Raw genomic sequence first — 11,519 nt, 5'->3', positions numbered from 1 at the left:
AAAAGCGCAGGTTAACTACCATATATACGGCCTGTTTAAGCGGCTATTGCCTTGGCCAAGATGAGGCAGTCGAACACGAAGTCCTAATCACCTTATCGACTTTAAAAGCCAGAGTGAGCAGAAGGTTTTCAACGTGTAGGATTTATCCTGTTATTCATCTCACTACGTACTTTGCAAAGGGTTGGTGATGGTGGTTGTTTTATGCTGGCTGATACTCTTCGTTTTTGGTGATGAGCGCCCATGCTATTCGCATGAGCTTGTTGGCTAGAGCGACAGCGGCTCTATTGGGTCCTCGCCGCTCCTGAAGTTCAAGCATCCATTTGCTGAGTTTATCGGATTTAAATTTGGCTCGCCTCAATGCGGCTCTTGCTCCGTGAACGAGCAAGGAGCGAATATATGTGTTGCCTCGCTTCGTTATGCCGAGAAGAATGACCTTATCGCCGCTTGTATCTTGCTTGGGTACAAGCCCCATGGCAGCGGAGGCATCTCTGCCCGTATTGAACTGTTGCCCAGAGCCAAGCCATACGGCGACAGCTTGACTTGTAAGGGGACCAAATCCAGGAATAGACATAAGGCGTTTGGCGTTGTCGAATTGGTGAGCGGTTTGGTTGAGTCTCTCGTCGAACCATTTTATCTGCTCATCGACATAGAGATATCGTTCATATTGGCGTGATAAGAGTTCTCGTAGAATAGGAGAGAGTTGATTTTCCCCGTCTTCGAGTATTTCAGGAATGGCTTTTCTGAATGCGGCTTTTCCTTTCGACATAATGATGCCGTATTCAGCGACGAGACCGCGAACTTGATTAATGAGTCGGGTGCGCTCAGTCACCATGAGTCGACGCATGCGAATAAGCGATTGAATGTCTTGTTGCTCAACAGATTTGTGAGGGACAGGGTGAGGTCTTTTATAGAGGGCAACTTCAGCGATGGCTTCGGCATCGTTATAGTCGTTCTTTTGTTTACGTCTTTGATTTTTGACATGTTGAGGTGCGTAGAGTAGGACTTGGTGTCCGAGCTTAGAGAATTCGCGAGCCCAGTAGTGTGCACCGGAGCAGGCTTCCATGGCGATGGTGCAGGGATTGAGGTTTGCGATGTGATTAAGTAGTTTAGTTCGTTGAAGTTTTTTACGGGAAATATTTTTACCTTTATGATTAATTTCAAAGAGGAAGAAAATATTTTTTGCTAAATCGATGCCGATGATTTTATGCTGATTCATGGTCTTCTCCTTTTGCTTTGGACCTGAACACTCCAAGCATGGCTTATAGTCATGTGAAGTGGTAGGGGGAGACCATCTCATCACCTTAATGCGGCGTTATGTTTTTGGAGTTATTAATTATATGGTATGATGTTCTATTTCTCTTCTTGTTTAGGTAAATGAAATGAACAAAACTCTCTTTTTACTCTTAGCGTTACTTTCTTTTGGTGCTTCTGCTTATGATCCGATGCAAGCGTGGTATAAAAGTGAGAAAACTGATGAGTTCTCTGGTGAAATTACATATTCAGCTTATGGTGTTGCTGGGTACTACTCTGAAGCTACAAAATATTCTAAGGCAAGATACCGAAGCGATTTTGACCACACATTCGGCGTTCGCTGTGATGTGGATAAATCAGGTGAACAGAACTTTATGATTAAGTTCAATGGTAAATCTGCATTAGCAACGCCTAACACACGAGTAAACCTTGCCATAAAGATTGATGAGAATGCGCCAATTTACTTTGATGCCAAATTATTTTCTAACTCGTATCGTGCTGGTTTTGTTCGTATGAATGAAGAAAATAAGAAAAAAGTAGAGACTCTTATTTCTCAGGCTAGGGCAGGCTATAAGATTCGTGTTCGTGCAAATGACAGAGCGAAGAGTGATTTTACGGAATTCACAGCAAGTTTACGAGGGTTCACAAAAATGACAGCTAAAACTCTAAAAGCGTGTGATGTTGGTGGTAATTCACGAAAAATGTCAGAAGAGGATCTAAATCGCTTAAAAGAAATTGCACAAGAAATTATTGCACTAGAAAAGGAAAAGGCAAGACTTGAAGCGAAATACTAAGTAAACAAAAAACCTAACAAGAGACTATGGCGTCAATAGTTAATTTTTGGCGCTCTCTCTATCCCACATTACGCTGTCTCTTAACATCGAATTTAATATCACAACCATCTTTCTCATACAGGCAACAATCGCTACTTTCTTCGGTTTTCCGGTAGCCAGTAATCGTTCATAAGTCGCCTTAAAAACGGGGTTACATTGTATGGCTGACATCATCGCCATATACATAACAGTTCTCACTTGAGCACGACCTCCTTGTATCATGCGCTTTCCTTTAAAGCGTCCACTTTCTCGCGTGATTGGTGCGACTCCAATGAGAGAGGACGCTTGTTTATTGGTGATATAAACTAACTCAGGCACATTACTAATTAAGGAAGCCGCAAGGACTTTTCCGACGCCAGGCATACTTTGAAGGATGTCATTTTTGAGCTGATATTCAGGGGAGCTATCAATGAGTTTTGCTATCTTTTCTTCCACATTTTCAATCTGATTTTTTATCGCATTGAGAATGGGTGTGATGGTGGGTGCAATGCTCTTAGGCAATATTTGTCGTCGGTTTCTTTCCATGGCTTGTATGGAGAGCAGTTGATTTCGCCTTGTGACTAAGTCACTCATTAAGCGTATGTTTTCACTTTTAATCTTGGTGAGTTCGGGTTGCACCCGTTCAGCAAAGTGGGCAATCAGAGCAACGTCCAAACGGTCATTCTTAGCGCGTTGTCCGATAGCGCCAGCGAACTTTTTCACCCTCAAAGAGTTGGCAATAACATAAGGAAGTTTTGCCTTATCACAGGCAAGAATAAAGGGCATTTCTAATCGCCCAGTCGCTTCGATAACGACGCGTTGAGGTTTGTGTTTTTTGATGGTTTTAACGGCTTCTTTTATGCCTTTGTCGTTGTTAGGGACAGTAAAGTAAATATCGAGAGGGCGGATATAGATATCTAATTGTGACTTACCGGTATCCACGCCGACATTAATATTTTGAAGTGTATTGGTATTCATAATAAGCTAACCCTTGCTTGCAAATGCGAGCTCGAGACCCAGAAGACTATTCGAGTGTGGTGCTTGGAGTTCTATGTGGTGTTCATGTTTGTTATCGGTCTCTCGACAGAGGAGCCTAGCTTCAAACCGACAAACAACACGTTTTGCGGTGAATTTAGTGTCTAAAGCGTATTGCAGCGGCTTGTATTGTGCGTTGTTTGCGGTTTAAGCTGGCGTTATATGGCTGATTTAGTTGGGAAGTTTACAAAAGTGTTTGCGAGAAAAGCTAAGAGTCATGAACTTGATTTAATATATTCAATGGGTTTCGATGCATGGGGTAGGGGAGTTTCCATGAAGGAGTACCTCGAAGGTTGCCACGCTAGTAAAAAGTACCGTTCTGGAGTTTGGTACGTACTTATGTCAGGTATCAATCCAGTTTCTTCACTAATCGTATATTCAAATCTGTTTGGGCTAAAAGAGAATTGCTTTGGAATAGGCTCGCTTGCGACCGTTCCCGAATTTCGCCAAAAGGGTCATGGGGCACAACTGGTCAGTTTAGTAAGGGATGAGCTTTTAAATATTCACAAGGCAAGTGCAATTTATCTTCACAGCGATATCAACCGTAAATATTACAGAAAGTTAGGCTTTACTAGCATTCAAGATACGGACTGTATGTGTATCTCTAGTGATCAATCTAGCTTTGAAGCACCAATGCCGTCATACTTTTAGTATTGGGGGCTACATATAACAAAAGCTTCAAACCGACAGTCAACGCGTGGTACTTTTGGTTTGCAGTGATTTTTGTGTTTAAGGCGCAGTGCAGCGGCTTGATTTATGCGTTGTCTGCGGTTTCATCAGGCATTATTCTTATGGAGGAAATATTGTGGAAATCTGGAAGTTGTTGTTCTTTATACCTGCGTGTTTTGCGCTCAATATGACTCCTGGTCCAAACAATCTATTGTCCATGAACAATGCGCGTTGTTACGGTTTTAAATCTGCTTTCATTGCTGGTCTTGGTCGTATTGCTGCATTCGTAGCAATGATTGCTTTGGTTGCTTCCGGTTTAGCAGTTGTTCTCTATGCTTCTGAGACTCTATTTCTAACGATTAAAATTGTGGGCGCAGCTTACTTGTTGTGGATTGCCTTGAATCTTTGGCGTTCGGAAGCAAGCCCTGTTTCTGAGCTAGAAAACACTCGCAGTCGATTAGGTTTAGCTAAACAAGAATTCTTGTTAGCTGCAGGCAACCCAAAGGCGATCTTAATCTTTACTGCCTTTCTACCACAGTTCGTCGATGTTTCAGCGAGTGTAAATGAACAGTTCTTCGTTTTAGGGGCTACGTTCCTAATTTTAGAAATGGGTGCAATATCGATTTATGCAATATTTGGAATGTACTTAAGGCCGTGGTTTACGAAGCCGAAAATGGCAAAGCGCTTCAATAGAGGTTGCGCAACTTTTTTGGCTATGTCTGGAGCAAGCTTGTTACTAAGTCGCCAGCAATAAAACTAACAAGAGACTACGGCGTCAATAGCTAATTTTTGGCGCTCTCTTTGTCCACATTACGCCGTCTCTTGGCATCGAATTTAGTATTACGATCATATCGCTACTGACACCGTCTGTCAGGGAAACGGTTCATTATTGGTTTTCAAATTAGTGGAGAGTATCAAGCTATGAAAATGAACTATTTTGTTGTAGGAACCAATAACATTGAAGCCGCGAACACATTCTATGATTCGCTATTCGAAAATACAGGGCTTAGCCAAGTATTGGCGACAGATAGAATGACGTACTGGCAAGATGAAAACCAAGACTTTACGTTTGCAGTGGCTATCCCTTTTGATAAGGAAGCCGCCACAAATGGAAACGGAACAATGGTTGGATTTAGTGTTGGATCCACCAATGAAGTAAAAAGGCTCTATGAAAAAGCCATTGAATTAGGTGGTACTTGTGAAGGGGAGCCAAACCAGCGTGGTCCTCGTTTTTCTGCGTATGTTAGGGATCTCGATAAGAATAAACTGGTTTTTGCTGACTAGGTCGATAGGCTCTTAACATTTAAGACTCGACTTACCGATGCTTTGTATAGCTGACTGGGTGGTTTGCCCAATAGCAAAGGTACTCCAGAGCTTCTGTGCCAATCCAGCGCAGAAGCTTTTTGTTTTCTGAACTTAGCTATAAATCGCTCTTTCTTAGTTCTTCGATGTGCTTCTCAAAATTTCTATGAATTTTTTTGATGTGATTAACTGTGTATACAGAGTGTGAGTATGATTGCCGCCATTAAATACCTATGAGTTTTGAGGTAGCTGGTTTCTCCGCGTCTCCTCTCCTCCCAATACAACCAAGTTATTCGATGGATGACCATCAAGGAGTGAATAATTGCATTGGCTGAAAGTAAAGAAAGATCCTTCATCCCCTTATATATTTAGCTTTCCTCACAGCGGTGTCGAGCTGTGTGAAGAAGCACTTAACAACTTATCAGACTTAGGTCGACGCTCTCTACCCAATATGGATTGGCACTTAAATGAGCTTTATGATTTTCTCGATGAATATAACGTAAACATCATTTCCACGAGCATGAGTCGATATGTGGTCGACCTAAATAGAGAGCTAAAAAAAGATTCGTTTGGCGAGTTTAAACAAGCCATCGTTTACGAGCGAAATACTTGGGGGGAGGAGATCTACCGAGTAAAACCTTCTACCTCTGAAGTTTCTAAGAGAATCGAATCCTTTTATCTTCCTTATCATTCCGCACTGGATGAACTGATAGAAAGCGCTATACAGCGTTTTGGCGTTGCCTACCTAATTGACTTACACAGTTTTATGGGACCTTTGAGCTGTGATATTTGCCTAGGCAATGTTCATGGAAAAAGCTCTTCACCGGAATTTTTAGAGAAACTAAACACCTCATTTGAACGCAATGGTTTTGAAACTGAGTTAAACAATGTGTTCACTGGAGGGTATATCATTGCAAAATACTGCAACAACCCAAATGTTGAAGCCATTCAAATTGAGCTGCGTTACACCAACTATTTACCGAGCGAAGGGTGGGAGAGCAAAACAGTTCCCGAGATCAACCAAGCCATTTTCGACAAAGCAAAATCAAGGCTTAAACAAGTCTTTTTGGATTCAAATTTGATTTGCGAAAGTCAAAGCAAACCGAAAGGGAGCGTTAGGTGAAACTAACGATTCTAACTGCATCGGGAAAGCTTGATGGTCTAGATACAGAATTGGAACGCTACTTTCGCCTCGCGTCTAAACCATTATGCAAATATTTCGATTTGGATGATGTCGACGTTACGCTAAGCCCCTATGAAAAAGGGGAAGCACCGAACTCAGGTATTGGTGGATGGGCGATCAATCGTTATCGTATCGAAATCATGTTGGATACCGACAGAGATGACGTCAAAAGCATCATTGCGAAAGAGTTTGGGGCAGTTCTGGCACACGAAGTAAACCATATCGAACGTATGAAGTTGGGGCTTCCTGGAGATACGTTAGCTGAAAACTTGGTTTACGAGGGGTTAGCGTGTCACTTCGAACAAAGGTTTAATGGTGGTGTGATTCCATCACTGTTTACTGGCATGGAAGACGTACGTTGGCGCAATCTACTTGAAGAAATGGAGCCTAATCTGGCTAGCAAAGACTTTAATTTTGCTGAATATTTCTTTGGTACCGATAACGGAAGATTTCCTAGATATGCTGGGTATTGGGTTGGTTTCAACTTAATTGCGCAATACATAGAACAGCACGGTGTCACCGAAGAAATCGCACTGAGTTTACCCGCGGATGCCTTTTTTACTCAATGACGCTCTCGTTCGATTACTTGGAAGGCGAAACAACGCTTCGAGGGCGAAAAAAAAGCTCGAGCGTTAAATCAAAACTTGGAGCGTTAAATAAAAGCTTGGAGCGCTGAACAAAACGCGTGGGTAGCCACTCAATGCCTGATATGATGCGTTCTTTGTGCCATTTCAGACTGCATGTTGATAGGAATAACGCTCCATGACTCAATCTCAACCAAATAACCCACTTCACGGACTCACGTTAGAAAAAATACTCACGCGGCTTGTTGAGCACTACGGCTGGGATGGGTTATATAACGAGATTAATGTGAACTGCTTTTACAATGACCCATCGATAAAGTCGTCACTCAAATTTTTAAGAAAGACCCAATGGGCCCGCGACAAAGTCGAGTCTCTTTATATCCAAACATTCAATTAAATTGAAGGAGAAACGGAGTGCGGATAAGGAAAGCCACAGTAGAAGATGCCAGCCTCTTACTTGATTTGATTAAGGAAAAAGCAGAATTTGATCGCCAAATGAAAGGATTCTTTGGTGAAGTTACGACAACCGTAAACAAAATCGAATCAACACTATTTGGTCCCCAACCTTTTGCTCATGCCATTTTGCTTGAAGTAGATAATCGTGTGCATGGTTTTGCTTTGTACCATTATCGGTATTCGTCATTTAGCGGCACACCTTCTGTTTGGCTTGATGATCTATTGGTTGTGGGAGAGTATCGATCTAAAGGATATGGTCGTCATATTCTGAAAGCCCTATTTGAAATCGCCGAAGAGCATTCCGTTTCCCATATTTCGTGGACGGCAAGCCCGTTGAATAAACGTGCTCATCAATTTTATGTAGGGCTGGGTGCAACCATTGAGCGATGGGAAGGGGAGAGACCTTATTTCCATTGGCTCATAAATACAAAGTAGTGGGTTTAACATGAGGTGTGAGGTGTGAGTTGGCAGGTGACGAAACGTTGAATATCGTGATTAGGGAAGCAGAGGTGTCGGACGCATTGGGCATCATCAACATACTGAATCCGATCATTGAAGAGGGGCGTTTCACCATATTGGATAAAACCTTTTCTTTGAAGGAAGAAGAAGCGTTTATTCGACAATTCCCAACGCGTGGTGTGTTTCAGGTCGCGGTATTAGAACAGTGCAATACTGTGGTCGGTTTTCAAAATGTAGAGCCATTTGCCGCTTACACTAACGCATTCGATCATGTTGGTGTAATCGGTACTTTCGTGGATAGCCAATTTCGAAGGCAAGGTATCGCAAAGCAATTGTTTCAAGCGACGTTCTATTCAGCGAAAGATAAGGGGTACGAGAAGTTGTTTGCGTACGTGAGAGGAGACAACGACAGGGCGCTGTCAACGTATCTAAATCACGGGTTTGAAGTCATCGGGACAGCAAAAAGCCATGCAAAAATGCGTGGCAAGCTAATAGATGAAATATTGATTGAAAAGTTCCTTTAGGTAACCCGTCGTAGTCGGGGGGAACCTATCACCTGTCTCCCGTCACTTCCAATTTAGTCTTGATGAAATCTTTATGATCAACATAGAGTAATTCAGCCGCTTTTCGGATGACGGATTCTTCTAGAGGATCCAAATGCTTATCGGCATATGCGACCTCCCACAAAGCTTTGATGACAGCAATGCGTTCTGGTTGATCAAGGTGTCTGAGTTGAGAAGTAAACTCATAGAGAGAAGAGACATCTTTTGACTGATTCTTAGCTTGACCCAATAAGGCTTTCGCTTCTGCTTCATCCACTTCGAGCACTTTCTTTAGCATGGACAAAGTGGCTTTTTCTTCCGATTCATCAATATGGCTATCCGCACCAGACACTTCAAAAAACAGGGAGGCAATGGCCAAATTGGGGTTGGTCGATTCGCCTGAATTCAGATCGCTGCCTTCAGTAAGCTGCTTAAAAATTTTAGATAGAGTAGAGATCATCTTTATCTCCTAACGATTGGGCATTATTTAAACTTGAAGCTCTGATTAACTTTGGGGCAAAGACCGTCAATTGCAAGTTGCGATAGTCAATGATCCAAACATTGATCCTCTCATACTGGCTTGGATGAAAATGATAATTTGAAGTAAATCACGATTATTGAAATTGGGTAAATGACGTATTTCTAAGATTTTTTTGTTAATAGGTTATTGAATAATAAATATTTAAAATGAACTCTATCCATATATCTTATGTCTTATATAAGACATAAGATATCAAATCCTATTGATTGCAAATTAATCGATTGGTATTTTGGATCTCAACATCAATAAGTCATAAGAACATATGCCTGAGCGAGGGTTTTCAGGTGGTCTAAATAACGCAACTAAGGACAGAGATATGAGCGAAACACACTTCCTAGTTCACGATGTAAACGATAGCGTGGGCGTAATGGTGGTTGAGAATGTTGTAAAAGGCATGCAAGTCACCGGATACATGATGGATACCGATGAAGAGATCATTTTGACCGCACTGAATGACATTCCCCTTGGTCATAAAATTGCTTTGAGGGATCTTGATGTGGGCGACACCATTATCAAGTACAACGAAGACATGGGCAAAGTCGTGGAATCTATCTCTGCTGGCGGTCACGCTCACGTTCACAATATTAAAACCAAGCGCTGGTAATCAAAGGAGTGATAAAAATGAAACGTAATACATTTATGGGTTACCGTCGCGAAAACGGTCGAGTGGGCGTACGCAACCATGTACTGATTCTTCCGTTGGATGATATTTCAAACGCAGCGTGTGAGTCCGTTGCCAATAACATTAAAGGCACCATCGCGATTCCACACGCATATGGTCGTTTGCAATTCGGTGCCGATCTTGATTTGCATTTTAGAACCATTATTGGAACGGGTGCGAATCCAAACGTTGCTGCTGTAGTGGTCATTGGTATCGAGCCAGGTTGGACACAGAAGGTCGTGGATGGCATTGCTGAAACGGGCAAACCAGTAAAAGGGTTTTCGATTGAGCAAAACGGCGACATTAACACTGTGGCTGCGGCGTCTCGTACGGCAAAAGAGTTTGTCCACTACGCGACAGCATTAAGCCGAGAAGAGTGCCCAATTAGTGACTTATGGGTCGCTGTGAAATGTGGTGAATCGGATACGACATCTGGTTTATCTGCTAACCCAACTGTGGGTAACTTCATCGACAAGATGAACGAAGCGGGTGCGACAACATGCTTTGGAGAAACATCGGAAATCACGGGTGCCGAGCAGATTGTTAAAGGTCGTGCGGCTACGCCAGAAGCTGGTGAGAAGTTCATGAAAACTTGGTCATCCTATAACGAGTTTATTCTGGCAGAGAAAACGAACGATCTTTCTGACTCGCAACCGACGAAAGGGAACATCGAAGGTGGCTTAACCACGATTGAAGAGAAAGCGCTCGGTAACGTGCAAAAAATCGGTAAGAAAACACAGTATGTAGACGTGTTAGAGCCAGCTGAAACACCAGCGAAAGGCCCTGGTTTGTACTTTATGGATACTTCTTCTGCCGCAGCAGAATGTAATACTCTACAAGCCGCTGGTGGCTATGCGGTTCACCTATTCCCAACGGGGCAAGGTAACGTAATTGGCAACCCAATTATGCCTGTGCTTAAGATCACTGGAAACCCAAGAACAGTGCGTACAATGAGTGAGCATATTGATCACGATGTGTCTGCAATTTTACGCCACGAAATGACGTTGGATGAAGCTGGAGATGAATTGATCGAAATGGTTATAGACACAGCAAATGGTCGTAATACCTGTGCTGAAGTTCTTGGTCATGTTGAGTTTTCACTCACGAAGTTGTATCGAAGCGCATAGCGATTTTCGAATCCACTGTCACTTATATCAATCACTCCCAAGCCTTTCTTTTTAGAAAGGCTTTTTCGTCCTTGCTTGAGGGAGCAAGTGCTCTACAGAAACGAATACCTTACAGAATTGGCTGAGGGATATCGACGTAAGTTTATGAGGTGTTCTTCTAGCTCAGTTCGTTCAAGTAACAATGCTGATCGGTATGGCAGCGCGTGACCCTAAGTTCCACCGCTTCTCCATTCAAAGCGTATGCCACACGTTTGGCTTCTAGCAGTGGTGTTCCAGTTTTTATCTCTAGGTGAGTTTCTTCTATCTCGTTTGACAAAACGGCCCTCAGCTTTTCGATAACTTTAACCACAGACAACCCAAATTCACGCTGGTAAAAGCTATATAGCGTATTAGGAAGCTCATCGGTTAGCGGCATATTAGCAAACAGCTTTTCTGGCAGAGAGATGGTCTCGTATATGACAGGAACACCTTCAAGTGCGCGAGTTCGAGTAATTCGAATAACTTGTTCTTCATCGGATAAATCCAACGATTCGCTTTCGAGAAGAGTGGCAGGGTAGCGATTAAAGTCGAGTATTGTACTTTCAGGAAGATGACGTTTACCTTGTAAATCAACTAATCGAAAGAAATGGTAGAGCGGTTGTTCTTGTGTGTGTTCGGCTACGTAAGTGCCTTTACCTTGTCGACGAACCACCAACTTTTCCGCTGCCAATTCATCCAGGGCCTTCCTTACAGTACCCTGGCTGACTTGCAACTCATCCGCTAATTGAAATTCACTGGGTAAAGGGCTACCCGGTAACCACACTTTATCGATCAATCTTTGTATCAAAAGCTCTTTTACTTGCATGTACAAAGGAAGAAAGTGGGTGGGTTTATTCATGAGATGTGTGCTCTTTACTC

Annotated in this window: 15 protein-coding genes; 11 read left to right on the top strand and 4 right to left on the bottom strand. The window is 42.7% G+C overall.

From position 1 onward, the window contains the following. Positions 1-199: 199 nt before the first annotated feature. Complete coding sequence (locus VPNCDNU1_RS03500) at positions 200-1,216, bottom strand: IS110 family transposase (RefSeq protein ID WP_104399081.1); 1,017 nt, start codon at positions 1,214-1,216, stop codon at positions 200-202. 163 nt (positions 1,217-1,379) lie between these two features. Here VPNCDNU1_RS03500 and VPNCDNU1_RS03495 point away from each other — a divergent pair, with 163 nt between their 5' ends. Beyond that, positions 1,380-2,045, top strand: coding sequence for a hypothetical protein (locus tag VPNCDNU1_RS03495; RefSeq protein ID WP_104399080.1), 666 nt, complete (start codon positions 1,380-1,382; stop codon positions 2,043-2,045). A 39-nt stretch (positions 2,046-2,084) separates the two neighbouring features. On the opposite strand, the gene VPNCDNU1_RS03490 is transcribed toward VPNCDNU1_RS03495, so the two are convergent. Further along, entirely contained in the window at positions 2,085-3,041 is a 957-nt protein-coding gene (locus VPNCDNU1_RS03490; protein ID WP_104399079.1) for a transposase, read from the bottom strand. A gap of 219 nt (positions 3,042-3,260) precedes the next feature. On the opposite strand from VPNCDNU1_RS03490, the gene VPNCDNU1_RS03485 reads away from it, so the two are divergent. The 8 genes from VPNCDNU1_RS03485 to VPNCDNU1_RS03450 all read left to right on the top strand — a co-directional run bounded on the left by VPNCDNU1_RS03485 (position 3,261) and on the right by VPNCDNU1_RS03450 (position 8,275). After that, complete coding sequence (locus VPNCDNU1_RS03485; protein WP_104399078.1) at positions 3,261-3,749, top strand: GNAT family N-acetyltransferase; 489 nt, start codon at positions 3,261-3,263, stop codon at positions 3,747-3,749. Between the two features lie 154 nt (positions 3,750-3,903). Continuing rightward, positions 3,904-4,521 carry a LysE family translocator gene (locus tag VPNCDNU1_RS03480; RefSeq protein WP_104399077.1) on the top strand — a complete coding sequence of 206 codons (618 nt, stop codon included), beginning with the start codon at positions 3,904-3,906 and terminating at the stop codon, positions 4,519-4,521. Between the two features lie 167 nt (positions 4,522-4,688). Next, positions 4,689-5,051 carry a VOC family protein gene (locus VPNCDNU1_RS03475; RefSeq protein WP_104399076.1) on the top strand — a complete coding sequence of 121 codons (363 nt, stop codon included), beginning with the start codon at positions 4,689-4,691 and terminating at the stop codon, positions 5,049-5,051. A gap of 340 nt (positions 5,052-5,391) precedes the next feature. Beyond that, complete coding sequence (locus VPNCDNU1_RS03470; RefSeq protein ID WP_104399075.1) at positions 5,392-6,192, top strand: N-formylglutamate amidohydrolase; 801 nt, start codon at positions 5,392-5,394, stop codon at positions 6,190-6,192. Continuing rightward, complete coding sequence (locus VPNCDNU1_RS03465) at positions 6,189-6,821, top strand: DUF2268 domain-containing putative Zn-dependent protease (RefSeq protein ID WP_104399074.1); 633 nt, start codon at positions 6,189-6,191, stop codon at positions 6,819-6,821. Before VPNCDNU1_RS03470 ends, VPNCDNU1_RS03465 begins: the two co-directional genes overlap by 4 nt. A gap of 193 nt (positions 6,822-7,014) precedes the next feature. After that, positions 7,015-7,233: a VF530 family DNA-binding protein gene (locus tag VPNCDNU1_RS03460; protein ID WP_101113680.1), complete on the top strand. Its 219-nt coding sequence runs from the start codon at positions 7,015-7,017 to the stop codon at positions 7,231-7,233. Between the two features lie 17 nt (positions 7,234-7,250). Next, positions 7,251-7,727 (top strand): GNAT family N-acetyltransferase, encoded by a 477-nt coding sequence (locus VPNCDNU1_RS03455; protein WP_104399073.1) that lies wholly within the window; start codon positions 7,251-7,253, stop codon positions 7,725-7,727. A gap of 47 nt (positions 7,728-7,774) precedes the next feature. Continuing rightward, positions 7,775-8,275: a GNAT family N-acetyltransferase gene (locus tag VPNCDNU1_RS03450; protein WP_104399086.1), complete on the top strand. Its 501-nt coding sequence runs from the start codon at positions 7,775-7,777 to the stop codon at positions 8,273-8,275. A gap of 28 nt (positions 8,276-8,303) precedes the next feature. Here VPNCDNU1_RS03450 and VPNCDNU1_RS03445 read toward each other — a convergent pair whose 3' ends face one another. Beyond that, entirely contained in the window at positions 8,304-8,753 is a 450-nt protein-coding gene (locus VPNCDNU1_RS03445) for a TerB family tellurite resistance protein (protein ID WP_104399072.1), read from the bottom strand. Positions 8,754-9,150: 397 nt separating this feature from the next. Here VPNCDNU1_RS03445 and VPNCDNU1_RS03440 point away from each other — a divergent pair, with 397 nt between their 5' ends. Together VPNCDNU1_RS03440 and VPNCDNU1_RS03435 are read left to right on the top strand one after the other, a co-directional pair. Beyond that, positions 9,151-9,438, top strand: a complete 288-nt coding sequence (locus VPNCDNU1_RS03440; RefSeq protein WP_104399071.1) for a UxaA family hydrolase — start codon at positions 9,151-9,153, stop codon at positions 9,436-9,438. A gap of 17 nt (positions 9,439-9,455) precedes the next feature. Continuing rightward, positions 9,456-10,622, top strand: a complete 1,167-nt coding sequence (locus VPNCDNU1_RS03435; protein ID WP_101113685.1) for a UxaA family hydrolase — start codon at positions 9,456-9,458, stop codon at positions 10,620-10,622. A 157-nt stretch (positions 10,623-10,779) separates the two neighbouring features. Here the strand turns inward: VPNCDNU1_RS03435 and VPNCDNU1_RS03430 are convergent, their stop codons facing one another. After that, positions 10,780-11,499 (bottom strand): GntR family transcriptional regulator, encoded by a 720-nt coding sequence (locus tag VPNCDNU1_RS03430; RefSeq protein WP_101113686.1) that lies wholly within the window; start codon positions 11,497-11,499, stop codon positions 10,780-10,782. Positions 11,500-11,519: the final 20 nt, after the last annotated feature.

The sequence above is a fragment of the Vibrio penaeicida genome, from assembly GCF_002933855.1.
Lineage (GTDB): Bacteria > Pseudomonadota > Gammaproteobacteria > Enterobacterales > Vibrionaceae > Vibrio > Vibrio penaeicida_A.
The sequence above is the reverse complement of the archived record's forward strand: the minus strand, read 5'-3'. Positions and strand labels throughout refer to the sequence as shown.